General features: G+C 61.4%; 20 protein-coding genes and 1 pseudogene. 10 read left to right on the forward strand and 11 right to left on the reverse strand.

Annotated elements, in window-relative coordinates; translation table 11 throughout:
- Window positions 1-5: 5 nt before the first annotated feature.
- The 4 genes from VGD45_RS00320 to VGD45_RS00335 form a co-directional block, all read right to left on the reverse strand.
- Entirely contained in the window at window positions 6-3,260 is a 3,255-nt protein-coding gene (locus VGD45_RS00320; RefSeq protein ID WP_331153261.1) for a carboxypeptidase regulatory-like domain-containing protein, read from the reverse strand.
- 84 nt (window positions 3,261-3,344) lie between these two features.
- Window positions 3,345-4,349 carry a FecR family protein gene (locus tag VGD45_RS00325; protein ID WP_331153262.1) on the reverse strand — a complete coding sequence of 335 codons (1,005 nt, stop codon included), beginning with the start codon at window positions 4,347-4,349 and terminating at the stop codon, window positions 3,345-3,347.
- The gene (locus VGD45_RS00330) at window positions 4,318-4,959 is read right to left on the reverse strand and encodes a sigma-70 family RNA polymerase sigma factor (protein WP_331153263.1); all 642 of its coding nucleotides are present in this window, start codon (window positions 4,957-4,959) and stop codon (window positions 4,318-4,320) included. The genes VGD45_RS00325 and VGD45_RS00330 overlap by 32 nt, the downstream gene beginning before the upstream one ends.
- 87 nt (window positions 4,960-5,046) lie before the next feature.
- Window positions 5,047-5,904 (reverse strand): NmrA family NAD(P)-binding protein, encoded by an 858-nt coding sequence (locus VGD45_RS00335; RefSeq protein WP_331153264.1) that lies wholly within the window; start codon window positions 5,902-5,904, stop codon window positions 5,047-5,049.
- A gap of 88 nt (window positions 5,905-5,992) precedes the next feature.
- Here VGD45_RS00335 and VGD45_RS00340 point away from each other — a divergent pair, with 88 nt between their 5' ends.
- Complete coding sequence (locus VGD45_RS00340; protein WP_331153265.1) at window positions 5,993-6,892, forward strand: LysR family transcriptional regulator; 900 nt, start codon at window positions 5,993-5,995, stop codon at window positions 6,890-6,892.
- On the opposite strand, the gene VGD45_RS00345 is transcribed toward VGD45_RS00340, so the two are convergent.
- The 3 genes and pseudogenes from VGD45_RS00345 to VGD45_RS00355 all read right to left on the reverse strand — a co-directional run bounded on the left by VGD45_RS00345 (window position 6,884) and on the right by VGD45_RS00355 (window position 8,995).
- Complete coding sequence (locus VGD45_RS00345) at window positions 6,884-7,900, reverse strand: branched-chain amino acid aminotransferase (protein WP_331153266.1); 1,017 nt, start codon at window positions 7,898-7,900, stop codon at window positions 6,884-6,886. The two genes, VGD45_RS00340 and VGD45_RS00345, sit on opposite strands and share 9 nt — an antisense overlap.
- A gap of 153 nt (window positions 7,901-8,053) precedes the next feature.
- Window positions 8,054-8,432 (reverse strand): annotated as a pseudogene (locus tag VGD45_RS34020) (alpha-L-arabinofuranosidase C-terminal domain-containing protein); the annotation flags it as partial.
- A 233-nt stretch (window positions 8,433-8,665) separates the two neighbouring features.
- Window positions 8,666-8,995 (reverse strand): zf-TFIIB domain-containing protein, encoded by a 330-nt coding sequence (locus tag VGD45_RS00355; protein ID WP_331153268.1) that lies wholly within the window; start codon window positions 8,993-8,995, stop codon window positions 8,666-8,668.
- Between the two features lie 190 nt (window positions 8,996-9,185).
- On the opposite strand from VGD45_RS00355, the gene VGD45_RS00360 reads away from it, so the two are divergent.
- On the forward strand, window positions 9,186-9,860 hold the full coding sequence (locus VGD45_RS00360; RefSeq protein ID WP_331153269.1) for a Fe2+-dependent dioxygenase: 675 nt from the start codon (window positions 9,186-9,188) through the stop codon (window positions 9,858-9,860).
- Window positions 9,861-9,868: 8 nt separating this feature from the next.
- Here VGD45_RS00360 and VGD45_RS00365 read toward each other — a convergent pair whose 3' ends face one another.
- A complete protein-coding gene (locus VGD45_RS00365; protein ID WP_331153270.1) occupies window positions 9,869-10,573 on the reverse strand; it encodes a DUF6766 family protein in 705 nt (234 codons plus the stop codon).
- Between the two features lie 139 nt (window positions 10,574-10,712).
- Between VGD45_RS00365 and VGD45_RS00370 the strand changes: the two genes are divergently transcribed.
- Together VGD45_RS00370 and VGD45_RS00375 are read left to right on the forward strand one after the other, a co-directional pair.
- Entirely contained in the window at window positions 10,713-11,462 is a 750-nt protein-coding gene (locus VGD45_RS00370; protein WP_331153271.1) for an FRG domain-containing protein, read from the forward strand.
- Window positions 11,463-11,592: 130 nt separating this feature from the next.
- On the forward strand, window positions 11,593-14,007 hold the full coding sequence (locus VGD45_RS00375; protein ID WP_331153272.1) for a TonB-dependent receptor: 2,415 nt from the start codon (window positions 11,593-11,595) through the stop codon (window positions 14,005-14,007).
- 39 nt (window positions 14,008-14,046) lie between these two features.
- Here the strand turns inward: VGD45_RS00375 and VGD45_RS00380 are convergent, their stop codons facing one another.
- A complete protein-coding gene (locus VGD45_RS00380) occupies window positions 14,047-14,646 on the reverse strand; it encodes a HupE/UreJ family protein (protein WP_331153273.1) in 600 nt (199 codons plus the stop codon).
- A gap of 112 nt (window positions 14,647-14,758) precedes the next feature.
- On the opposite strand from VGD45_RS00380, the gene ureG reads away from it, so the two are divergent.
- Window positions 14,759-15,385 carry an urease accessory protein UreG gene (gene ureG / locus VGD45_RS00385; protein WP_331153274.1) on the forward strand — a complete coding sequence of 209 codons (627 nt, stop codon included), beginning with the start codon at window positions 14,759-14,761 and terminating at the stop codon, window positions 15,383-15,385.
- Here ureG and VGD45_RS00390 read toward each other — a convergent pair.
- Window positions 15,382-16,308 carry a response regulator gene (locus tag VGD45_RS00390; protein WP_331153275.1) on the reverse strand — a complete coding sequence of 309 codons (927 nt, stop codon included), beginning with the start codon at window positions 16,306-16,308 and terminating at the stop codon, window positions 15,382-15,384. The two genes, ureG and VGD45_RS00390, sit on opposite strands and share 4 nt — an antisense overlap.
- Window positions 16,295-19,660, reverse strand: coding sequence for a hybrid sensor histidine kinase/response regulator (locus VGD45_RS00395; RefSeq protein WP_331153276.1), 3,366 nt, complete (start codon window positions 19,658-19,660; stop codon window positions 16,295-16,297). Before VGD45_RS00395 ends, VGD45_RS00390 begins: the two co-directional genes overlap by 14 nt.
- Window positions 19,661-19,962: 302 nt before the next feature.
- Between VGD45_RS00395 and VGD45_RS00400 the strand changes: the two genes are divergently transcribed.
- The 5 genes from VGD45_RS00400 (at window position 19,963) to urtD (ending at window position 26,032) form a co-directional block, all read left to right on the forward strand.
- Window positions 19,963-21,057, forward strand: a complete 1,095-nt coding sequence (locus tag VGD45_RS00400) for a porin (protein WP_331153277.1) — start codon at window positions 19,963-19,965, stop codon at window positions 21,055-21,057.
- A 23-nt stretch (window positions 21,058-21,080) separates the two neighbouring features.
- On the forward strand, window positions 21,081-22,367 hold the full coding sequence (gene urtA / locus VGD45_RS00405; RefSeq protein ID WP_331153278.1) for an urea ABC transporter substrate-binding protein: 1,287 nt from the start codon (window positions 21,081-21,083) through the stop codon (window positions 22,365-22,367).
- Between the two features lie 130 nt (window positions 22,368-22,497).
- A complete protein-coding gene (gene urtB, locus VGD45_RS00410) occupies window positions 22,498-24,081 on the forward strand; it encodes an urea ABC transporter permease subunit UrtB (protein ID WP_331153279.1) in 1,584 nt (527 codons plus the stop codon).
- A gap of 2 nt (window positions 24,082-24,083) precedes the next feature.
- Window positions 24,084-25,208, forward strand: coding sequence for an urea ABC transporter permease subunit UrtC (gene urtC, locus VGD45_RS00415; RefSeq protein WP_331153280.1), 1,125 nt, complete (start codon window positions 24,084-24,086; stop codon window positions 25,206-25,208).
- Window positions 25,205-26,032 (forward strand): urea ABC transporter ATP-binding protein UrtD, encoded by an 828-nt coding sequence (gene urtD / locus VGD45_RS00420; protein ID WP_331153281.1) that lies wholly within the window; start codon window positions 25,205-25,207, stop codon window positions 26,030-26,032. The genes urtC and urtD overlap by 4 nt, the downstream gene beginning before the upstream one ends.
- The last annotated feature ends 2 nt before the right edge of the window (window positions 26,033-26,034 follow it).

Here is a 26,034-nt window from a genome sequence, read left to right on the forward strand (position 1 = left end):
CATCATCAGAACGTGAACTTGACGCCGAGATTCCACATCGAGCCGTAGATCGTGTACTGCTGCCGCCGGCTCTCGACGTTGGAGTAGATGATGTCCGGCTCGTTGAAGATGTTACGACCCGCAAGTTGCACTTCCATGTTCTCCGAGTACTTGTAGCTCGCGCTGATGTTCCAAAGGTCGCGCGAGGTGTGATACAGGATGCCGTTGTTCGCGGTGGTCGGAGTGTTGCCCAGGGCGCTGACGCGATACTCCGATTGATAGTTGCCGTTGATCCTGAAGTCGAATTTGCCGTAGTTGTAGCCAATGCCCCAGTTGGCTGCCCGCTCGGGCGTGTTGACGCGCTCGCCGTCCGGGTTGATCTCGGTGATCGAGCCAAACACGCTCAGGCCCCTGAACGCGCCAGGCAGGAAGGTCAGCTGCTGGCTGTACTCGAACGTCAGGCCCTCGTTGGTGCTGGTGCCGGGAACGTTCTGCGCGGTCTGGAAGAGTTCGAAGGGGGCATAGTCTTCGGGCCTGAAGCCGATATCCACGGGATTGACCGGCTGCCCGGCCACCTGCATGTCCTTGATGTCCAGCTTGTAATAGGACAGACCGACCAGACCGGAGGGCTCGAGGTAGTACTGCAGACTCGCGTAATACTTCGTGGAGCGCTCCGGCTTCAGCTCCGGATTCGGAATCGTGACGATGCCGGTGTTTTCGTTCACCGTGACGACGCCGCCGAGATTGCCGTAATCGGGGCGAAGAATGGCCTCACTGAAGGCGAGCTGGCCGACCAGCCTTTGCGTGAAGTCGTATTTGACGCCGCCGCTCAGGAAGAAATCGTCATATTCGCCGCGGCGCTTCGAATATGCGCCATTGTAGTACTGGTACATCAGACCTTCGACGGTGTTGACTGACAGACCGGCGTTGCGCACTTCCTCGGCCGTGCGAACGTTGGCGACCCTCGCAGCGGTTTCTGTCTTCTCGAAACGCACACCGAGATCGAAGCGCGCGTCGCCGACGCGTGTTTCGGCTTCGATGTAGGCGGCGCTGATCTCTTCTTCGATGCGCTTGTTGCCTTCGAGCTCGCGCCTCAAGTTGCCGAGCGTGTCGGGCACGAAGTACTCGGGGTGCGCCCGGTAAATGTCGTAGACCGCGTAATTGTTGTCCGCGCGCCAGTTCAGGGAATTCATGTTGCCGGCGTTGAAGCCGATGATCTCGAAATCGTAGTTCTGCGTCCACGGAATCACGGCGGCCGGATCGCGCTGACTCAGATCGCCGTTGGGGCCGACATACTGGAACTGCTCGTAAGACCCCTCGTCGGTCCTCCAGTCATTCTTGCGGCTGCCCACGCCGCCCATCAGCGTGACCGGCAGGTCGGCGACGAACAGTTCCTTCTTCAGATCCAGATTGACGCCGTACTGTTCGTTGATGGCGTCGGACTCGGCGCTGCGAATGTTGTTGCCGATGTCCGCGTCGAGATTGAAGTTCCTCGGGTCGCTCCAGTCGCGGCCGGCGGTCTGGGTGATGTTCCAGGCGTTGGAATCCTCCGACGGGCGGTCGAGCGTGAAGCCGATGCCGGTCAGCCACGTGTCCGTGCGCTGAAAGAAGCCTTTGTCGTTGTCACGGAAATTGAATTCGGAGCGTGAGTAGCTGGGGCGCAGCGTGGCCTCGACAGTGTCGCCTTTGAATTCGAGCTTCGGAGCGATCGTGTAAGTCGGAGTGCCGGCATAGCGATGCGAATACTCGGTTCTGAAACGGGTGTTGGTGCCGTTGGGATTCACGACGATGTGGGTCGGCGTGGAGTCCGGCGTGGCGTAGGACTGCGTGGTGGTGCCGAAGTACAAGAACGTGTACTGATTGAAATACTCGACGTCGTACAACGAGTAGGTGCTGCGCAAAGAGAGCACGAGCTCGTCGGTCAGCTGGTAGTCCGCGCTCAGGTTGGCGGCGGTGCGGCTCGTCATCTTCGGGCCCGGTCGCCACATCACGCGATAAGGCATGACCCGGCCGTCGGGAAGATACGACCAGTCGGTCTGGATGCGATCCTGCTGAACGTAATTGGCGTTGTAGCTGGTGTTGAACGCGACGCCCAGGCGGCCGTCCATGAAGATGTCGCCGTAGCCAAACTGGGCCGACGGATAGATGGTCGAATGTTTCTTGTCGTCGGGGAAATACTTCCGCCACGACGTGGAGTCGGAGGTGCCGACGGCGCCGACCTGCAAAATGAGCTCGCGATCGGTGCGATCGAAGGCGTATTTGCTGCGCAGGTTGATCTGACCGCCCGGAGAGTCGGCGTCCATGCGGGCCGTGAGCGTGTTGTTGAGCTCGATGGCTTCGATGCCGGTGATGGACATCTGCTCGAACGAGTTCTGGCGGCCGGTGTTGTTGTTGGACGTGGCGGTGGCCATGCGGGCGCCGTCGATGGTGAACGTCGAGTACTTCGGATCGAGGCCGCCGATGCGCACGGCGGTGGCGTCCACCTCCGTGTAGTCGAGCGAAATGCCCGGCATGGACTTCATGAACTCACCCACGTCGCCCATGGTGAGTGCGCCGAAGTTGTCGGCGGCGACGACGTTCTTAGCGTTCATGGCGGCGCGACGCTCCATGATGGCGCTGGCCTGGCCTTCGCGCTTCGCGGTGACGACCACCATGTCCAGCGCATCGGCATCGCTCGTCGCGGAATAGGAAGGCACTCTCAACTCGAAATCGAGCGTAACGACTTCGCCCGCGACGACGTTGGCGACGGCCTTCGCTTCCTGCAGACCGGTGTATCTCACTACGACAGTGATCTCACCCGCCGGCACGCTGTTGATTCGAAAATTACCGCCATCCGCGGAATAAGTAACGATCGTCGTGCCTTCGACACGAATCTCGGCATTGCGAACGTACTCGCCGGTTGCAGTGTTGAGTACGCGACCACGGAGTCCGCCTGTGCCCACGTGTTGACCCGCCTGCGTACGCGCGGCGCTACCGCCCGCTTGCTCCAACAGGATTACGTTGCCTTCATCGGACTTGATCGTCAGGCCCGTGCCGGCCAGCAACGTGCGCAAAGCTTCACGAGCATCCATCTCGCCATCGATGGCTGGTGTGTCGATGCCTTCGAGCGAGCCCGCCGGCGCGATGATTTGCACCTGTGCCTGTCGGGCCAGCTCCGGGATGGCGGTGACCGCAGGCTGCGCGGGCACTTCGAACTTGCGCTGTTGCGCCATTGCAGGAGACGCGGAAGCCAGTGCGGTGGCAATGGCGCTGGCCAGCAGGACGTTCTTGTAACGATTCATGTCTGTTCTCAACAAGCTCTGAATGGCTGAGTTGAGAACAGAGAGCCGCGATGAATGCGTTTCCGTTAGTTTGTCATCAAAAATTCAAAGTACGCGCGCGATGACGATCTGGCCGTCTTCCTGTCGCACTTCTGCGCCGAACACCTCAGCAACGGCGCGGCTGAAGCCCAACGGATTGTTGACCGCGAACAGTCCCGTGACCGGCAATTGCGCCAATTCCGAATCGGCGATGACGATGGACGTGTCGCTGTAGCGGGCATACACGGCGACGGCTTCGGCGAGGGACTCGCCTTGGAAGGCGATCTTTCCTTCGCGCCATGCCAGCTCGCGCCCCAGTTGTCCGTAAGAGAGCGCGCTCAACTGCCAGCCGTGTTCTTCGCCTTGGAGCAGCGACGCACCTGTATTCGCTTCGACAGGTAACGCTGGGGAGTGAGCCGTTCCAGCCTGTGTCTCCTCAGCCAGCACGACGCGGCCATCCTGCACCAGAACCTGCGCCGGCCGATCTTTGAACTTGCGCACGATGAAGGTGGCCGCCGCTGTCGCTTCCACGTGGCTGCCGTCGACTTCAACCAATGTCGGCGCTTCCGCTCGGGATTCGACCAGCACTTCGCCCTGCAGGACGTGTATCCGTCGTCGCCCTTCGTCGTCGTAGACCTTGATGCGAGTATCGGTGTTGAGCGTCACCGTAGCGCCATCTCCCAATGGCACCATGCGCATCTCGCCTTTCGCCGTGGCGTAAGCCGTGGGCATCTGCAACGTTGCCACCAGCATCACGACGACGATCAGCGACGCGGCCAGGGCGCCACTCCATTTCACGAAGCGCCCGCGGCGTTCGACAGGAGCAGGCGGCGGTTCGGCCACCGTGGATTGAAAGTCGGCCGGATCGTACTGCGGACCGAGGGCACGAGCGGATTCAGTGCGCATCCATATGGCTTTGGCGCGCATGAAGGCGCCGCGGCGGCGCGGATCGACTGACAACCACTGTTTCAACTCGGCGCGCTCGCTTGCAGACAGCGGCGCACGATCCATCCTGGCCACCCATTCGGCAGCAGTTCGGTCAATGTCCTGGCTGGTTTCGCGCTCGTCCACTAGCACGCCTTTTTTCGGGCTCGAACTTATTAGAGGTTTTAGCGGGTGGGTTTCCGCCATTGGCGAACCAATCTCCCAACCAGCGAATGCCGCGAACGATGTGCTTCTCGACCGTGTTCTCCGAAAGACCCATTTGGGAAGCGATCTCGCGCTGGGATAAGCCACGGACGCGACGCAGGACAAAAGCCTCACGCGTTTGCCCGGGCATGCTGGCGATCACCGTCGCGAGTTGGCGCAAGTCGTCATGCGCGATGGCGTTTTGTTCCGGAGTGGCGGCGTCGTCGGGTAAGTCCACTACCCCGAGATCTTCGACGGCGAGGATGGGCACGATCCGCGCCCGGCGGATGTTACGAACCACCAAGGAATGGGCCACCTGAAAAAGGTAGGCGCGCGGATTCAATATGTCGTCGAGGCGCTCGCGCTCGGCCAGCAACGCATAGCTTTCCTGCACTATGTCATCGACATCGAAGGCGCCTGGCGCCCGCCGGCGCGACAGCCAGCCTCTGAGTGCGGGCTCATGCGGCAGGATGTGACGCATGAACCAGCGCGCTCTGTCGACATCATCCAGGGCGACGTCGAGGTCATCCCCTATTTCCGTACGATCGGACACCGGCTCCCCAACACCCGCCACCAGGCAAAAATATCGGCGGATGTTACGGGGTGCATATGACGGCTATGTTTCAGCCCGCCCGAGGATCTAGGAGCTCGCAAGGTCTCGCAGGAATTCTCGCATCGTGCGCGGCGGGCGGCCGAGAATGGCTCGCAAGGTCAGGTCGTTGCCGCCCAAGCCGTGCGCGGCGTAGTGCTCGAAGACCTTCGCAAGGAGCTGCAGTTGATCGACGTTGTACGGCGGCGAATAGCGCGCCACCCAGGCATCGAAGCTCAGCTCCTCGGCTTCGATCGAGCGCCCGGCGAACTCGGTCATCATGGCAGCGATTGTTTTACGATCGATCATCTCGGACATCAGCTCGTAGCTGCCGAATCTAAGTGCATCTTCGGTCAGCGCCCGTGCCGCTACTTCGGCAACGTCGCGATAGTCGACGCGGGCGAGACGTGTATCGACGGGAAAGGGCTCGGCGAACACGCCGTCCTGCAATGCTTTGCGCCAGGCTCCGGCCACGTTCTGCATGAAGTTGGCCGGATGCAGAATGGTGTACTCGAGTCCCGATCGAAACAACGCAGCCTCCACCGGAATCTTACTCGTGTGATTGGTCAGGTCCGTGTTGGTCGGTTGGATGACGGAAGAGAAAACAAACTTTCGCACGCCCGCTTCACTGGCAGCTGCCACCACGTTCAACCCGAGCTGCGCCTCGTCGGGTGCGAACGCGGGGCCAATGTGAAATACGCCGTCGATGCCGCGCATCGCACGTCCAAGACTGCGAACGTCCCGGAGATCACCGACCACCGCTTCATGACACCCGCGCGCGCGTGCGCGACCAGCGGCGGCGTCATCACGCACCAATCCTCGAACACGCGCCCCACGACGCACCAGTTCGGGAACCACCAGACCGGCAAACTTACCGGCTGCACCTACGACGAGAATGTTGGCTGTCATTCGAAGATCGTGCCCGCGCCGCGCGCTTTGATCAGCCCCTGCCGTGGACTAGGATCTACAACCGTTGGTTGCAGATCGAGTCGGCTGGATGGATCGTTTCGCAAGTTTCGCCACTTTCGTGCAGGTTGCCGATACAGGCAGCTTTTCCGCAGCGGCCCGCAAGTTGAACCTCTCGCCCGCGGCGGTCGGCAAGCAGATTGCGACGCTAGAAAAATGGCTCGGTGCGCGACTGTTCGATCGAACGACGCGGCACTTACGACGAACCGATGCCGGCAACGACTTCTACGGTCGGTGCACGCGCATCCTGGCGGAACTCGAAGGTGCGCAACGCGCTGCCAGCGCAGCCCAGGCCGAGCCGCGCGGCATCCTGCGCGTCAGCGCTCCGGTGTCGTTCTCGGCCTTGTATCTTGGCCCCGCGCTGTCGAAGTTCTTGATGGCGCATGCCCACGTGAGCGTCGATCTCCAGCTCGACGATTCGAGATTGCAGCTGGTCGAGAACGGGTTCGATTGCGCCGTGCGCGTTGGCGAGGTGACGGAAACCAACGTGATCGCGCGACGCGTGGGTTCGAGCAACTTCGTGCTGTGCGCGGCGCCCGCTTATCTCAAACGTCGAGGCGAACCCAAACGTCCCCAGCAATTGCTGGATCACGATTGCCTGCGGTACACGCTGGGAATGTCGCGCTGGCAGTTCACCTCGCCCGAGGGCAAGGATGAATCCGTCGACGTGAGCGGCCGATTGAGGTCGAACAACGGCATGGTGCTCGCGGCAGCCGCCGTCGACGGCTTCGGCATCACTTATGCGCCGGAGTTCGTGGTCGCGAGCGCGCTGCAGTCGAACCAACTCGTGCGCTTGTTGACTCGATATGAGACGGCGTCCCTGCCGATCTATGTCGTGCACGCACCCGGCCGGCACGTGCCGACCAAGGTGCGGAAGTTCATCGACTTCGTTGCCCGCCGCGTGAGCGAGTTACGAGACGGCTCAGACTGACCGAGTGATCCACCCAAACCGATCGGGCGTCTCCCCGCGCTGGATGGAAACCAGAGTCGCGCGGAGTGCGCGAGTCACTTCGCCGACGTCGCCGTTACCCACTCGATGGTCCTCGCCTTGATGGATCAGGACGCCGACGCCTGCCAGCACCGCCGCTGTGCCGGACAAGGCCGCTTCGCCTTCCTTGATCCACTCCAACATCTCGCGGAGCTCGATCCTACGTTCGTCCACCTTGTATCCCTCGCTCTTCGCCAGCGTGAGCAGCGAGTCGCGAGTGACGCCATGCAGGATGGCAGAGTCCAACTTACGAGTGAGCAACTGACCCTTGCGAATCAGAATGAAGTTCGCCGCACCGGTTTCCTGAACCTCACCGCCCGGCGCGAACAACACTTGATCGGCCTGATAACGACGTCGCGCTTCGAGCGTCGGGCCGAGAGCGGCTGCATAGTTGCCGCCTGTCTTCACACTGCCCATCAGCGTAGCGCTGCGCGCGTGCGCGTCGTCGACATAGATGCGCAGCGGCTTCAATCCGAAATAGTCCCAGACCGGGCTTGCCAGCACGATCAGCAAAGCTTCTTCGGTGGGCGTTCCTGCCGCGCCGATGTTCGGCGTGGTTCCGAACAGCACCGGGCGCATGTACAACGCGCCAGGCGCCTCGGGAACCGTTTCGTGATTCACCTTGACCGTGGCATGAATCATTTCCGCGAGCTGCTTTGCATCCGGTTCCGGCAACAGCAGCGATCGCGCACTCTGACGCATGCGTTCGACGTGACGATCGACACGAAATAAGTTGATGCTGCCGTCCGCCCAGCGATAGGCCTTGAAGCCCTCGAAACACGTGCTGGAGTAATGCAGGACGTGGGCCGCCGGATGCAGTTCGATGGCTCCGGTGGGCCGCATCTCGTACGGTTGCCACTGGCCGTTCTGGAAACGAGCAACAGCCATGGTCGGAGCCAGCACGGTTCCGAACGGCGCGCGTGACGCCGGCACTTCTTTGGACGTTTGCATGAGCGTGAAAATCCCCACCTCGCCGGGGGTGGCGAGATTGCAGTTGGAGCCCCCAATTCGCGAGTCGGCCATTATACGCTACCCGGTAAGGTCCGCCCTCCCGGGCGAGTTCCACCCCCTCGAAGCAGGTCGTCAGCCCCCTATTCGAGCCCCACCACCTGCGGTCACCAGCGGCGCCCGCACGTCGAGCGGCAGGTAGACCGAATCCTGAAAGGGCATATACATCTTGAACGCATAGTAAGTCGGCGTAAGCACCATCTCCGCGCCGTCGGTAAGGATCACCGCTTGCAACACGTTCACGGTCTGCGCGATGTTGGCCATTCGCACGCGTTCGGCATGTTTGTGGAAGATGTTGAAGTTGGCCGCGGCCACCGCCCCACCAGTTGTTTTTCCTGACGGGGCGCCTGTCACGCGGCCCGATGCCGTCGCGCCAGATGTATTCGTCGGCGAAGCAGCCGCCCGGCCAACGGATCACCGGCACTTTGATCGCCTTGAGAGCTGCGATCACGTCATTTCGAATGCCACGGGTATTGCCTGTTTCAGCATTTTGTTTCTTTGTGAATCAACGTTTGGATCTTGGGTAGTACAGCTTCGGCGCGCGCGGCTATTAGTCAGACAATTATCGTTGCTGCGCGAATTTGCCGACTTTCGACTTTATTTGCAACTGCGGTGAATACATCAGCGGGGGGACACCGGGAGATTGCCGCTTCCTGCGGTCCAATCCCCGGCGAATGGTCAACTTCGATCAGAATTGCTAACCGGGCTTCAGTCGAAAATATCGAAGATCGAGCGCTTCTTGCGATAGCCGTAGCCGTATTCGCCTCGCTCGCCATACTCGCCGCGCTCGCCGCGTTCTCCATGCTCGCCGTAGCCGCGATTCCATTGTTGTGGCGGCGGTTGCGGCGGCTGCATTCCCTGCGGGGGAGCTTGCGGAGGGGCGGCGCCTGCCTCCTCGGCGGTGGCAGCCATCAGTTTTTCGAGCTCGCCGCGATCCAGCCATACCCCACGGCACACCGGGCACATGTCAAACTGCACGCCGGCGCGAGTCACCGTGGTCATGGAGCTATTGTCGTTGGGACATAGAAGCAAGGGCATTGTGCTTTCCTCTCGAATGAAGGCGGAGAGCACGAACGCGTCGCAAACACGTGGGCCTCACGCCTGAATAGTTGCGTCCGACATCACGGCGCTTTGTTGGCGTCGTCAGAGGGGCCCGGTCCGCTCGTCACACCATATGAGAGGACGGAACGTAAAATCAAGGGCTCCCCTCTTGTGACAGAGCAGTCTTGTGAGAGATCGGATGATGGTGCTCGACGATGTATTGAGTCCTGTTGAAGTAACGCGCATTCGCGAGAGCCTGGCTCACGTACCGTTTCGCGACGGGCGGCTCACTGCTGGCGCGGCTGCGCGCTCCGTCAAAGCCAACGAACAGGCCGACGGCAGCGATCCCGAAGTCGTGGCGCTCGCCCGTCTGATCAGGATCGCGCTCGAACGTCATCCGACTTTTTACGCTCTGGTGCGGCCCGTTCGCTGGTCCAACCTGATGTTCTCGCGCTACGGCTCCGGTCATCGATATGGCGCGCATACCGACGATGCCTCCATGCTCGACGAGCACGGCTGGCCGCTCCGCACCGACCTGAGCTTCACTTTGTTTCTATCGGATCCGAACGATTACGAAGGCGGCGCGCTGAGATTCGTCGGCGATGCGAGCGACAGGAGCTTCAGGCCAGCCGCCGGATCCGCAGTCATCTATCCCACTGGCGTGCTGCATGAAGTGACGCCGGTAACGCGCGGCGTGCGCCTGGCCTGCGTGGGCTGGGTGCAAAGTCTGATCCGGCGAGCAGACCAACGCGACGTCCTGTTCGACCTGGAACGTGTTCGTTCCACCTTGAGCGGAGGCGACGCTCAGCTGCAGCTCGACAAGGCGATCGGGAATCTCCTGCGCATGTGGGGCGAGAGCTGATTCAGAGGTCACCCCGATCCAGTCTCGCTATGCGGCGCGTCCACCGGTTTGGATTCCGGCGAGCTGCGCTGGCGCAGGAAAATACTGAACACCACCATCACCGCCAGCGACAGGAACTCGCTCTGCCAGTTCTGGAACGATTCGAACCAGAATTGCGAGCTGTGCATATATTCCAGCACCGTGACGGTATGCCCGCCGTGAGTCAGCTCCTCTTCATTGTGGGCTGCAGTACCACCCACGGCGTGCAATCCGAACGAGATCAGGAACAGCAGCACGAACGCCAGCGACAGCGAGTTGGAATACAGAGCGAGCACCCATCCGCCGCGACGCACAGGCCACGGCGCGTTCCGCTTGTTTCGCGACAGCTTGGGATCGCGGTCGACCGGTTCCGATTCGCCGATCTTCTTGGATTCCGCCGAGCCGCGCTGAAACAGGAACACGGTAAATAAAGCATACGCGGCCATTTGCAGGAATTCGCTCTCCCAATTCTCGGCGGTGGCCGACCAGAACGGCCCGCTACTCACATATTCACTCAGGGAGACCGTCGGCTGGCCGTGTTCGATCTGCTCCTCGTTGTAGTGACGCTGGCCTGCGAGCGCCTGCCCGACGATGAACACAATGAACAGCACCGTCAACGTCAACGACAGGCCGTTGTCGCGTAACACACGACCCACTGTCCTCCGATCCGAGGCATTCAATGCTTCGGTGACCACGTATTACCTCTGAATACGCACCAGTATTGGTGGGGGAACGTATGTCAGTCAGCTGAGTTCCTGCTGCGCCTCTCCTATGTTGTTGCTGGAACCGTGGAGAACTGGGAACAATGCTGGGGCGGAACCCCCAGAGAGCATCATGGCGCAACCGACACGCATCGGCCGCAACGCGGCGGCAACGTCCGGAGAACGAACCATCGAATCGTGGCTCGACCTCGCTCACGTGATCGATGAGCTGGCCCGCCAGGGGACGACTTGGGTATTTCGCGGCGAACCGGCAAACGCGTACGAGCTTCGCCCCGCGGCGGGGCGCGAAGGGCCGGACGATCACTCCGCGCGCACGCTCAAGTACGACATCGATCAGGAACGCGCCGCGCTCCGACGGTTCAAGCACGATGCACAGCCTTACGTTGGCTTCAGGCCGCTGTCGGATCTCGAATGGCTGGCCATCGCTCAGCATCATGGCATGGCGACCCGCCTGCTCGATTGGACAGAGAGTCTGCTCGTCGCCGCCTTCTTCGCGGTGGAGCACGCCGGCAGCAAAGGCCACGCTCTTATCTATGGCATCCGCGATCTACCCGTGCTCGATCCCGACGAGCAGCACGATCCGTTCGCGCTCAAAGAGGTGTTCATCTACCGGCCGCGCCATTTGAACGCACGCATATCCGCGCAACGAAGTGTGTTCACGGTGCATCCGGATCCGACTGCCGCGCTCGACACCGACCGGCTGCAACGCTGGACGATCTCCCAGAATGCGTGCCAGGACCTGAAGCTCGTCCTGGATTCGTGCGCCATCAACTATGCGTCTCTCTTCCCCGATCTGCACGGACTGGCGCGACACGTCGGCTGGCGCTATAAGTGGGGACTGCCGCAAGGGCCCGTCAGCTGAATCGGTAACAAATAATGATCTGCTGATCGCCGGTTTGCATGAGGTGTGACCGGTTCGTCACCGGCCCGCGACTGATCCCTTACTGGCAACCTCCTACGATGCCTCCATCGAGGCAGCTAGGAAAAAATGAATGCGTGTACGGGAGAATGGCGAGTCGCGGACCTATACCGCGCTGCTCGCTCTGTTGATTGCGAGCGGCACGAACACTGCTCAAGCCGCGGAGGGAGATGCTGACGCAAACGCCACGGCGGATTCTCAGATCGAGAACGTGACCGTCACGGCACGCCGCCGTGAAGAAGCTGTGCAGGACGTGCCGCTGGCGGTGTCAGTGCTGAACGCCAACACCATCGAATCGACCGGCACCATCAACGTCGGCCGTCTCACGCAGCTGCAGCCTTCGGTGCAGTTCTATTCCAGCAATCCGCGTAATTCGAGCGTGAACATTCGCGGCCTCGGCACGCCATTCGGTCTCACGAACGACGGCATCGAACCTGGCGTCGGCATCTACATCGATCAGGTCTATTACAATCGTAACGCCACCGCGACGTTCGACTTCCTCGACGTCGAACAAGTCGAAATCCTGCGCGGCCCGCAGGGCACGTTGTACGGCAAGAACACCACCGCCGGCGCGGTGAACATCACCACTCGCAAGCCGACGTTCACACCCGAGGCGCGCATCGAGTTGACTCGCGGCAACTACGATTACGTTCAGAGCAAAGCCTCTGTGTCCGGCCCGCTGGTCGGCGAGACACTCGCTGGCCGCTTGAGCACTTCGTACACTTCGCGTGAAGGCACGATCTACAACGTCACCACTGGCCAGCACATCAACGAGCTGGACAATCTGGGCGTCAAGGGACAACTGCTGTGGCAGGCCAGCGACGCGTTCAAGGTGACCTTCTCCGCAGACTACACCGAGCAGGATCCGATCGGCTTCGGGCAGGTCTGGGCGAGAACTGGCTCGACGCAACGGCCGCTCAACCGTCAGTACGACGCGCTCGCTGCCGCGTCCAACAACTATCGCCCGCCGAGCTTCAATCCTCACGATCGCCTCACCGATCTGGACTCGCCACTGACTGCCATCCAGCAATTTGGCGGCGCTTCGGCGCTGGCCGAGTGGAACGTGGGTTCCGGCACGCTCACCTCGGTGAGCGCTTATCGCAAATGGGATTGGGGCCCGTCGAACGATCGCGACTTCATCGGCCTGCCGATCACCACCGTGTCCGCGAATCCGTCGAAGCAGCGCCAGTACTCACAAGAGCTGCGTTATTCGGCCTCCGGCGACAAGATCGACTACGTCGCCGGCGTGTACGGGTTCTACCAAACCGTCGATACGGCCGGCGTGCAGGAGCAAGGGCCGCTCGCGAGCCGCTGGCTGCTGAGCGGTGCGAACGCCAACAACCCAGCCATTCTGGATGGCCTGCGCTCCGAGAACGACATCGGCTTGAAGAACACGAGTGTCGCGGCCTTCGGCCAGCTCACCTGGCACATCACGGACGACCTGCGCGTGCAGCCGGGCTTGCGCGTCAACTGGGACAAGAAGGAAGGTAAGTACATCGCCACTGTAACGAATGCGACGAACACTCCGCTCACGGCCGCGCAGCTCGGCGTTCTCGCGCCGCAGAGCTACCAGCCCGAGTTCGACGACACCAACGTCTCCGGCGATTTCACCGTCTCGTACGATTTCACCGATGACGTGCTCGGCTATGTGACTTACGCGCGCTCGTTCAAGTCGGGCGGCATCAATCTGTCGGGTCTGCCGCTGGATGCGAACAGCCAGCCGATCACGGCGGTGGAAACAGTGGATCCCGAAAAGACCAATCACTACGAAGCCGGTCTGAAGACCCAGCTGTTTTCACAAAGCGTGACGCTCAATCTGTCCGCGTTTTGGACCGACATCAGCGACTACCAGGCGACCGTCACCAACAGCCAGGCCAACGTGATCCGCGGCTACCTCGCGAACGCCGACAAGGTGCGCGTGCGCGGCCTCGAGCTCGAATTGAGCACGCGGCCCATCGAGCATCTGAACGTGTTTCTCAGCGGCGCCTACACCGATCACGAGTACGTCAAGTTCCCGGATGCACCGTGCCCGCCGGAGTTGTCGGGTGGTACGGCTGCAAGCGCGGCTAATCCGCCCAGTGCACCGGGCACACCTGGCGGTTTCAGCCCGCCGTCCTGCGATATTTCCGGGCAGTGGTTGCCGGGCATCTCGAAGGTCGCGTTGTCGTACGGCTTGGAATATGACTTACCGCTGAGCGCGCTCGGTTCCGACGGTGGGGCGTATTTCGCCTTCGATGGCAGCTATCGCACCAAGTTCTCTTCCAACCCCTCGCGCTCGATCTACACCGACGTGTCGGGTTACGCGCTCGCCAACTTCCGCGCCGGCGCGCGCTTCGGCGAGGGATGGAATGTGTATGGCTGGGTTCGCAACGCGTTCGACAAGGAGTATTTCGAGTTCCTTTCCACCCAGTCAGGCAGCACTGGCCTGGTCGTGGCGCAACTCGGCGACCCGAGGACGTACGGCGTGACAGTCAATAAGTCGTTTTGAACCAGGGGCGCGCGGTACTGGTGGCCGCGCGCCTTCAACTCAGGTTGGAACGACGAGCATTACGCATAGCGAAGCGACGCCAGTCACCGCAATTGCGCCACCGCTCCACTTGCGCAGCGCTGCTTGCGGTAGCGGAAGTAATGTCTTCGTCGTGAGCAGCACGCCAACGGCGTGCAACAGGGCCGTCGCCAGCATGAAGCCCAATGCGTACGGCATTGCTGAGAGATCCGCGCCCATCTCCGTCCCGTGCGCGTGCCCATGAAACACCGCGAACCCGGCGGTTAGCGCGACCAGCACCGGTGCGCTCGAGAACTGTCTCGAAACAAGCACCCACCCGAAAGCGATGAGTGACAAAGCAATTGCCACCTCGACGAACGGCACCCCGACGCCGTTCGCCCCCAAGCCCGCGCCCATCGCCATCGTCGCCACAAAGGCCGCCGGCAACCCCCAACGCATGTGGCCACCCGTGCAGCCGGCCAGCAAACCGACCGCCAGCATGGCCAGCAGATGATCCAGCCCGCCCAGCGGATGCAACGCGCCCGCCATGAAGCTGTGCGCGCCCGCGCCGGTGTGCGCCATGGCCGCCGTTGGTAACGCCGAACACAGCAGTAGTCCCAAGGAGGATAGATAGCGTGACATAGATGCGAGGATGCCTTCGATTCTCCCCTCCCGCCCTGAGTCAAATGACGTAGGCGGCCCACGACCGAACCATACGATACTGAAGCAGAGGCAATACGCGAGGAAGCATTCGATGTCCAGAGCCGAGGTGTTGAGACTGGGAGTCGGCGGCCCGGTCGGGTCCGGGAAGACCGCGCTCGTGGACAGTCTTTGCAAACGCATGCGCGAGCGCTTCAACATCGCCGTCGTCACCAACGACATCTACACTCGCGAAGACGCCGAGTTTCTAATCCGCAGCCAGGCGCTGCCGCCCGAACGCATTCGCGGCGTGGAAACCGGCGGTTGCCCGCATACGGCCATCCGGGAAGACGCGTCCATGAACCTCGCCGCCATCGACGGTCTCATGCAGGAATTCGACGGCCTGGACATGATCATCGTCGAGAGTGGCGGCGACAATCTCGCCGCGACCTTCAGTCCGGAGCTCTCAGACCTGACCTTGTACGTCATCGACGTCGCCGCCGGAGACAAGATTCCGCGCAAGGGCGGGCCCGGCATCATGCGTTCGGACCTGCTGATCATCAACAAGATCGACCTGGCGCCTCACGTCGGCGCTTCGCTCGAAGTCATGGACCGGGACGCCCGCAAGATGCGCGGCGAACGACCATTCGTGTTCACGAACCTGAAGACGGGCCAAGGGTTGGACCAGGTGATGGCCTTCATCGAGCGCGAGGGAATGTTGAAGGCCAGCGCAACCGTCTAACGCGCCAAGGTTCGAACGGCCCGCGCGGCGGCCGCGGCGCGATTCTCCACACCGAGCTTCACGAACACCTGCTCCAGGTGTTTGTTCACCGTGCGTGGGCTGATGTGCAGAATCTCGCCGATCTCGCGATTGGATTTCCCCCGACTGATCCACAGCAGCACTTCCGCTTCACGCGTAGTGAGCGACAACGCACGCTGCAAGAGTTGCTCATCGTTCCGCGTACCGACTTCAGCGAGCCGGAACAGCAACTCATCCGGCCCGATGCGACTCAACACCGAAATTTCCAAGCGTCGCGAGCCGATTTCCATCGTCGCACTGCCGGTCGCCTTCGGCCCCTCGCCTCTCAACCGCATGAGTTGCTCGACCAACTCCGCCGGCAAGCTCGCCGCTCGTTCGTTCTGAGCCGGAAAGAGCTCGGCGAGCAGCGCTCTGGCTTTCGGCGTCCACCACAGCAAACGGCCACTCAGATCGGTCGCCAACAAGAAACGTCCGGTCGCGTCCAGCGCCGCGTGCGTTCCGTACGCGATCCTGGCGTTGGCAAGATGCACTCGGATGCGAGCTAGCAATTCGTCCACGACGATGGGCTTGGTGACGTAATCGACGCCGCCCGCCGCCAGCCCCTCCACAACGTGCTCTGTGTCACTCAGACCCGTCATGAAAATCACAGGCAGATGTGACAACAGCTTCTCCCGCTTCAACCGCCGGCAAGCCTCGAAGCCGTCGATCCCCGGCATCACCGCGTCCATCAGCACCAGATCCGGCGTGATCTGATCGACCAGTTCCAACGCGCTATCGCCGTCGGTCGCGATCAGCACGGTAAAGCCGGCCTGATCGAGCGTGTCAGTGAGAAAACTGAGCGTCTCCGGCGTATCGTCCACGACCAGCACGGTGTCGCGCCGCGCGCTTTCGTTAGAGGTCATCATTGCGCATGGTTTCCAGCACGTTCATGTAACGCTTCAGGTCGAAGTTGGCAACGAGCGCCTGCAGGTGCGCGGTGAAAGCTTTGCTCGCGGGATCGTCCGCTTCGATCTGACGCAGCTTCGCCTGGATGCCACGCACGTGCCCGATCCGGCCGAGTTGATACAGATCGTTGATGTGATGTCGCGAATGGCTCGGCAGCTCGCATGCTCCCGCGAGCTCCTCTACTGTCTCGCCCCCAGCCTCGTAGATCCATTGCAGGCCGAGCAGGCTGGCGATGCAGTCGAGCAACGAGTGCATATCGACAGGCTTCATCACGAACCCGTCGTGCGGGTAATCGGGGCCGCCAGGGCTGTACTCGTGCGCATTCGCGGACACCATTGCGATCTTCATCGACCTCAGCGCTACGTTATCGCGCAACTGCTTAGCCACCTCCCATCCCGACAGGTCCGGCATGGAAATATCGATCATGACCAGCGCCGGACGATGCTCGGCAGCGAGCGCCAGCCCCGTTTTGCCATTGGGCGCCGTGACGATATCGAATCGCAGTGGCTGCAGCAGGCGCTGAACGATGTCGAGGTGCGCAGGATCGTCGTCGATGAGCAGGAGTTTGAGAGGAGGTCCGTCATAGCCAGTGATGCGACCCGGCGGTGTCGATTGCTGAACTGCGTGCATCGCTTCAGACAGTAACAATCGCACGGTGAACGTCGTGCCCTCGCCCACCGTACTGCGAGCGAGCAGCTCGCCTCCCATGATCTGCGTGAGCAGCTTGGTGATCGTGAGTCCGAGGCCGATGCCTGGAACCGCGCGCACTTTCGGCGTCTCACCGCGTTCGAAAGGTTGGAACACCCGCTCGAGATCGGCTTCCGCAATGCCGACGCCGGTATCGGAGATCTCGAACTCCGCGACTTGGTTTCGATAACGAACCACCAGGCTGGCGTGCCCCCGCTCGGTGTACTTGATCGCATTGGACAGCAAGTTGATCAGGATCTGCCGCAGACGCTTCTGATCGGTGTACACGTGCGCAGGCAGGTGCGGTGGCCGCTGGAACCGAAACTCGATGCCGCGGTTCGATGCCTGCAGCCGGAACATGTCGACGATCTGGTCGAGAAACTCCACCAGCTGCACTTTGTCGCGGTTCAATCTCAGCATGCCGTTCTCGATGCGCGAGATGTCGAGCAAGCCGTCGATCAAGTTGGTGAGATGCTCGGCGCTGCGACGGATCACGCGCGCGGCGTTATCGGCGGGACCTGCCATATCGCGCTCCAGCAGCTGCGCATAGCCGAAGATCGCATTGAGGGGCGAGCGGATCTCGTGGCTGATGCCGACGATGTAACGTGTCTTGGCGACATTGGCGGCTTCGGCGACCTCCTTTGCCCTCTGCAGGGCCGCGTCGGTGCGCTTGTGAGCTTCAATTTCGTCCATGAGCATCGCCGTCTGTCGCGCCGACTCCGCCTCGGCACTGCGCCGGCTTTCGTGCGCCAGAACGATGAGCCACGCGGCAACACCGGTCAGAACGAACAAGCTGATGAACACCAGCCACAACGTCATGCGGATCGCCTCGCGATCCGCCGGCGTCGTGCCGCCATACTGATGATAGATAAGAGATAGCAGCAGACCGATGGCGAGGTTGAACACGATCAGCAAGCCGAAGAAATGTCCCCCCCGAGTGTTCAACGCCAGCGCCGCGCGCTCGGGCAGGATACTCACGAAAAAGCCGTGCAGTTGCTCGGTGAAGCGGCTGTTGGTCTTACACAGATCGTGACAACGCGCCTCCAGCGTGCAACACAACGAACAAATCGGCCCGGAGTAAGCAGGGCACATCGCCATGTCATTCCGACTGAACACGTTCTCGCAGATCGTGCACCGGATCTCCGCCTCGTTCTCCGGCAATCCCTCGGGTTGGCGAGCCAGGTAATAGCGGCCTTTGGTGGCCCAGGCGATCAAAGGCGCGGCGACAAATGCGACCAGCAGCGCCACGAACGGCGAAAGAATCTGCGGAAACTGGCCGAACACTCCGAGGAATGCGAGGCTGGAAAACACGATGGACAGCAACAGTGCACCGACGCCGACCGGGTTGATGTCGTAGAGGTGAGCGCGCTTGAACTCGATGTACGGCGGGCTGTGGCCCAGCGGCTTGTTGATGACGAGGTCGGCGGTCAGCGCGCCGATCCAGCCCGCCGCGAAATTCGCATAGATAATCAGGATGCTCTCGATGGCATTGAAAATGCCCGTCTCCATCAAGAGCAACGCCAGCAGCACGTTGAACACCAGCCACACCACGCGGCCCGGATGGCTGTGCGTCAGGCGCGAGAAAAAATTCGACCAGGCGATGGAGCCGGCGTAGGCATTGGTCACATTGATCTTGAGCTGGCAGACGATGACGAACACGCCGGTCAACACCAACGCGAACGTGGGCGACTGGACGGTTTCGCGAAAGGCGAGGAAGTACATGCCGGTGGGCTCGTCCGCCTGCGCCGGCAACACGCCGTGGCGCAAAGCCAGAAACGCGAGGAACGAACCCGCGAGCAGCTTGAAGCCGCCCATGAAGACCCATCCCGGCCCGGACGCAATCAACGCCGTCCACCAGGCGAGCCGATTGCGCCGATCTCGATTGGGTAAAAAGCGCAGATAATCCACTTGCTCACCGATCTGCGGCAGCAGCGACAACAGCATGGACACCGCCATTCCGAACAGCAGCAGGTCGAGCGAGCCGTCGGCGGAGCCCTGCTCTCCCGTGAACCCGGTCCAGGCGGCGACTTCAGACGGAGAGTTCCAGGCGATGTAGGCGATGGGCAGGAACTGCAACACCAGCCACACGGGCTGCGTCACCAGTTGCATCCTGCTGATCAGGCTGAAGCCGTAGATCGCGATGGGAATGACGATCAGCGAGCTGATCAGATGGCCTATGGCCAGTGGAATGCCGAACAGCATCTGCAACGCCAGCGACATGATGCTCGCTTCGATTGCGAACAGCAGGAACGTGAAGGATGCGTAGATCAACGACGTGATCGTCGATCCCATGTAGCCAAAGCCCGCGCCGCGCGTGAGCAGATCGATATCCACGCCATAACGCGCGGCGTACGAGCAAATCGGCAAGCCGATTAGAAACATCAGCGCGCAGAACGCCACGATTGCCCACGCCGTGTTGGGAAAACCATAGGCAATCGTCAGCGCGCCGCCGATCGCCTCGCAGGCAAGAAAGGCGATAGGACCGAACGCCGTATTGCCGACTCGGAACGAGGACTTGCGCGCGCGATCCGCCGTATAGCGCAGCGCATAGTCTTCGAGCGTCTGGCTGGCAACCCATTGGTTGTATTGCCGACGCTCGCGAACGATCCGTTGTCGTGCCGTCATTCTTCAATGTTCTTGCATCGATGGCTCACCTAAGCAAGCGATGTGCCAGCCACCTTCTGGAGCAACGCGTAGGCCCGCGACGCCAAAGCTGGTGCAGGTCGTTGCCACATCGAGGTGCAACGTTCAGTTGGCGCGCACAGGAATGGATCATCCACAACGGGCCGCCGCTGTCTCTACGTCAAACACCTCAGACGCTGTGCAGTGAGTACGTCAAATGACGCGTATCCGCACACGACGCGGGCGCATAGCGTTACGCCGCATCTGGCCACGCGAACAATCAACCACAACTCAGGGAACCGTTCATGCGACTCGAATCGATCCGTTTCCGAGGCGCCGCGAGGTGGCGTGCCGCCGCCATCGGCGCCGCGCTAGCGCTGCCTGCGAGCAACGCGCTCGCCGCCGATGTGACTTTGCCACCCATCTCAGTCGGCGCCGGCGTCCGATCGAGCTTCACGCACACCGATCCGGACCTCGGCGAGGACATCAGCGATTTCGAGCTGAACAGCGCGCGCATCTACATCAGCGGCAAGGTGACCGAGAACATCAGCCTGATGTTCAACACCGATTACAACGCCGGCGGCTCGACGCCGGAGACGGTGCGCGTCATCGACGCGGTGGCGCAATTCTCGTTCTCCGACGAATTCAACATCTGGGCGGGCCGCTTTTTGCCGCCGAGCGACCGCGCCAATCTCTACGGTCCGTTCTATGCCAATCACTGGGGCGTGTATCGCGACGGCGTCCAGGACGGCTACCCGTTCGAAACCGAAGGCCGCAACGACGGCGTGATGTACTGGGGCCAGTTCGGCATCGCCAAGATCTCCGCGGGCGCGTTCGACGTGCAAGGTCTCAGCAAAGGCAGCTCGGACGTGCTCTATGCCGGCCGCGTGCAACTGGATTTCTGGGATCCGGAAAGCGGTTATTACCTGAACAGCACCTATTACGGCGAGAAAGATCTGCTCGCGGTCGGCGTCGCAGCTCAGACCGCCGCTGGCGACAACGCCTACTCGGTCGACTTCCTGCTGGAAAAGAAACTGGGCAACAGCGGCGTCGTCACGGTGGAAGCGGAATATGCCAAATACGACGGCTTGGGCGGCTATCCAAGCCCCGCCGCTCCATTCGTTTACGACTCCAGTGACGGCTACTACGTCCTCGGCGCCTATGTGTTTCCGCAAACCGTGGGCATCGGCAAGTTCCAAGTGCTCGCCAAGCACGGCGAGACGACCTACGACTACGGGCCGTTGGGCGACGTCGACCAGACCACCAGCGAGTTGAACCTGACTTATCTGATCAAGGACTTCAACGCGCGCGTCACCCTCTTCTACATCGACTCCAGCTTCGACCCCAACCTGGGCCGCGACAACACCCAGATCGGCGTCGGCCTGCAGGTCCAGATCTAGTCATGCCTTCGGAGCAAACATCCATGCGCAAAACATTCGGGAAATTAGGCGGGCTCGCCGCTGCTGTCGCTTTGCTGGCTACAACTGCCGCGCAGGCCGCCGACACCATCAAGGTCGGCGTGCTGCACTCCCTGTCCGGCACCATGGCCATCTCGGAAACCACGCTCAAAGACACGGTGCTGATGCTCATCGACGAGCAGAACAAAAAAGGCGGCGTGCTGGGCAAGAAGCTCGAGCCCGTGGTGGTCGACCCGGCCTCCAACTGGCCGCTGTTCGCCGAAAAGGCCGAGCAGTTGCTGGTGAAGGACAAGGTGTCGGTGGTGTTCGGCTGCTGGACCTCGGTGTCGCGTAAGTCGGTGCTGCCGGTGTTCGAAAAGAACAACGGCCTGCTGTTCTATCCCGTGCAATACGAAGGCGAAGAGTCGTCGAAGAACGTGTTCTACACCGGCGCCGCACCCAATCAGCAGGCGATTCCGGCGGTGGATTATCTGATGAACGACGTCGGCGTGAAGCGCTGGGTGCTGGCGGGCACCGATTACGTGTATCCGCGCACCACCAACAAGATCCTCGAAGCGTATCTGAAGTCCAAGGGCGTGAAAGACGAGGACATCATGATCAACTACACGCCCTTCGGTCATTCCAACTGGCAGCGCATCGTCGCGGATATCAAGAAATTCGGCTCAGCGGGGAAAAAGACCGGCGTGGTCTCCACCATCAACGGCGACGCCAACGTTCCTTTCTATAAAGAGCTCGGCAATCAGAAGATTTCCGCCGAGGACATTCCGGTGGTGGCCTTCTCCGTGGGCGAGGAGGAACTGTCGGGCATCGACACCAAGCCGCTGGTCGGCCATCTCGCGGCCTGGAACTATTTCATGAGCGTCGATAACAAGGAGAACGCCGAGTTCATCAAGAAGTGGCGCGCCTTCATCAAGAACCCCAAGCGCGTCACCAACGACCCCATGGAAGCGCACGTCATCGGCTTCAACATGTGGGTCAAGGCGGTGGAAAAAGCCAAGACCACCGACGTGAACAAAGTCATCGACGCGATGGTAGGCATCGAGGTTCCCAACCTCACCGGCGGTGTGGCCAAGATGCTGCCGAATCATCACCTGACCAAGCCCGTGCTGATCGGCGAAGTGCGCGCCGACGGCCAGTTCGACACGGTGTGGCAGACCGACGGCCTGGTGCCGGGCGACGCGTGGTCCAACTATCTCCCGGGCAGCAAGGACATCGAAGCGGACTGGGTGAAACTGAAGTGCGGCAACTACAACACCAAGACCATGAAGTGCTCGGGACAGAACTACGAGTAACAGTCTAGGTGAGATCTTTGGGGTGAAATTCCTGAGTTGCACGATGTCGGCGGTCCCGGGCTTGTGTCCGGGACCGCATCTTGTAGCCCGCCACGGCGCGTGGTGGCTCGCATTCCTTGTAGTGCTCGGGATGCTTTCGCACCCCGCGGCCAGCGCAGAAGCGCCCTCCTTCGAGCAGGCGCTCGCCGGCCTCGCTACGGCCAACTTCAAAGAAAAGGAACGCGCGGTGGGCGAGTTGCTCGGCGTACGTCACGCCAACACGCGCACCGTGCTGAACGCCCTGCTGGAAGGCAGTCTCTACTATCGAAAGGCTGACAAGCGCGTGTTCATCGGTGTGGCGCAGGAGGCGAATTTGCAACTGCGCGACGCAGTGAACCTTGCTGCGGTCGGCGCGGCGGACCCCGCGGACTTTTCAAAGATCACGACCAACAACCAGTTGCGGAAGACATTAAGGAGCGCGCTCGCGAGCTTCGATCTAACCGACCCCGACGCGAGTGTTCGGCTCGCGGCCGTGACTCAGATGCTGCGTTCCTTGGATGCGGACAGCATTTCCATCCTGCGTGCGCAGGAACGCACCGAAACCGACGACTCCGTTCGTCAGGCGATCCGCACCGGCCTCGCAATCGCGGACCTGGATCATGAGGACGCCACGAGGCGCCTGGCCGCAGTAGAACAACTCGAAGGCAGTTTGAACCCAGAAGCCTACAACCGCTTGTCCGCCATCGTTTCGCGAGCCGAAGACGGTAGCTATGCGGAGCCTGACGAGAAAGTGCGGAGCGCCGCGCGCGTCGCACTCTCGAGTATCGAGAACTGGCGCAGCTTCTACAGCACGCTCGAAACCTTGTTCTTCGGCCTGAGCCTCGGCTCGGTGCTGGTGCTCGCCGCGATCGGTCTCGCCATCACCTTCGGCGTGATGGGCGTGATCAATATGGCTCATGGCGAGCTGATGATGCTCGGCGCTTACACCACTTACGTCGTGCAGTTGCTGATGCCTCGGCACATCGGCGCATCGGTGCTCGTGGCGATCCCCGTCGCATTCGTCGTGGCGGGCGGCGTCGGAGTGCTGATCGAGCGCGGCGTAGTGCGTTTCCTTTACGGCCGCCCGCTGGAAACATTGCTCGCGACGTTCGGCGTGAGCCTGGTGCTGCAACAGGTCGTGCGCGACATTTTCACCGCCAACAATCGCCCCGTCGAAACGCCGGCGTGGATGTCGGGCTCGTTGCAGATCAACGAAGCGTTCTCTATTACTTACAACCGACTCTATGTCGTGCTGTTCATGCTGATCGTCTTCGTGATCCTGCAATTGGTGCTCAAGAAAACCTCGCTCGGCTTGAAAGTCCGCGCGGTCGCGCAGAACCGAGCAATGGCGAAATCCATGGGCGTGCGCACCGAATGGGTGGACGCACTCACCTTCGGGCTCGGCTCGGGCATCGCCGGCGTCGCTGGCGTGGCTTTGAGCCAGCTCACTAACGTCGGCCCGAACCTCGGCCAGACCTACATCATCGATTCTTTCATGGTGGTCGTGTTCGGCGGCGTGGGCAATCTGTGGGGCACGCTGATCGGCGGCATGTCCCTTGGCGTGGTGAATCAATTCCTCGAACCGTACGCCGGTGCGGTGCTGGCGAAGATCCTCGTGCTCATCGCGCTGATCCTCTTCATCCAGCGACGCCCGCGCGGTCTGTTTCCGCAGCGAGGCCGGGCTGCCGAAGGTTGAACATGCAGACCTCCTCCCATCCTTTGATGAGACTCGTAGCTGGCGGCGGCACAAAAGTGTTTCTAGCGTTGGTGCTCACCGTCGGCGTCGCAGTGCCGATCATGCACCTGGCGTTTCCGGAAGGCTCGGCCCTGCACCTGTCCACCTACACGATGACACTAATCGGCAAGTACATGACGTATGCACTGCTGGCCATCGCAGTCGATCTGGTGTGGGGCTTCTGCGGGATATTGAGCCTCGGCCACGCGGCGTTCTTCGCGCTCGGCGGATATGCGATGGGCATGTATTTAATGAGACAGATCGGCACCCGCGGCGTCTACGGCGATCCGGTGCTGCCAGACTTCATGGTGTTTTTGAACTGGAAGGAACTGCCGTGGTTCTGGCACGGATTCGACATGTTCTGGTTCGCCGCTGCCATGGTCGTCATCGTGCCGGGACTGTTGGCGCTGGCGTTCGGATGGCTGGCGTTTCGCTCGCGAGTCACGGGTGTCTATCTTTCGATCATCACGCAAGCGCTGACCTACGCGCTGATGCTCGCCTTCTTCCGCAACGACATGGGCTTCGGCGGCAACAACGGCCTGACGGACTTCAAAGAGATCCTCGGCGCTGACATCAACGCATCGGGAACGCGAGTCGCACTGTTTCTGGCTTCGGCGCTGGCGCTGGGACTCGGATATCTAGCATGCCGCTACATCACGTTGTCGCGAGCGGGGCGAGTCGTGCAGGCGATCCGCGATGCCGAGAGTCGCACGCGATTCATCGGTTATCGAGTCGAATCGTACAAGCTATGGGTGTTCGCATTCTCCGCCGTCCTGGCAGGCATCGCCGGGGCGCTGTATGTCCCCCAAGTGGGCATCATCAATCCGAGCGAGTTTCAGCCCATCAACTCCATCGAGATCGTGATCTGGGTAGCCGTCGGCGGACGCGGCACGTTGTACGGGGCGGTTGCGGGCGCGGTCATCGTCAATTACGCGAAGACCTATTTCACGGCCGCCATCCCCGAGCTGTGGCTGTACGCGTTGGGTGCGATGTTTGTAATCGTCACGTTGTTCCTGCCGCGCGGCGTCGTGGGGCTGGCCGATCGATTTGCCACACGCACGCGAGTCCAACAACCGGTGACCGCATGAGCGCCAGCACCGCAATCCGCAACGGCTGGCAGAAAGTCTTCGGCGCGGGCGCGAAGAGCGAGCGCCCGCCGCCGGGCGACACTTCGCACGGCACGATCCTGTATCTCGAAGACATCAGCGTCAGCTTCGATGGCTTCAAGGCGCTCAACGCTCTGACGCTTTATATCGACGCGGGCGAGCTCCGCTGCATCATCGGACCGAACGGCGCGGGCAAGACCACGATGATGGACGTCATCACCGGCAAGACGCGGCCGGATGCAGGCTCCGCGTGGTTCGGCCAGAACACCGACCTGTTGACCTTGACCGAGCCGCAGATCGCCGAAGCCGGCGTCGGCCGCAAGTTTCAGAAACCGACGGTGTTCGAACAGCACACGGTGATGGAGAACCTGGAGCTGGCGGTCACCGGCAACAAGGCGATCTGGAGCACGTTGGCCTCCCCGCTCAGTTCCGTACAGCGCGGGCATATCGACGAGGTGCTCGAAACCATTCGTTTACAGGAACACCGCGACATGGGCGCCGGCGTCCTCTCCCACGGTCAGAAACAATGGCTCGAGATCGGCATGTTGCTCGCCCAGCAGCCGCAACTGCTGCTGGTGGACGAGCCGGTCGCCGGCATGACGCCGCAGGAAGTGGAGCGCACCGCCGAGCTGCTGCTTTCGCTCGCCGGCAAACATTCGGTCATGGTGGTCGAGCACGACATGGATTTCGTGCGCTCCATCGCACGCAAAGTCACGGTGCTGCATGAAGGTCGGGTGCTGGCGGAAGGCAGTATCGACGAAGTCCAGAACGATCCCCGCGTCGTCGAAGTGTATTTGGGCGAGTGACG

It is taken from the genome of Steroidobacter sp., from assembly GCF_036402275.1.
In the GTDB taxonomy this organism is placed as follows: Bacteria; Pseudomonadota; Gammaproteobacteria; order Steroidobacterales; family Steroidobacteraceae; genus Steroidobacter.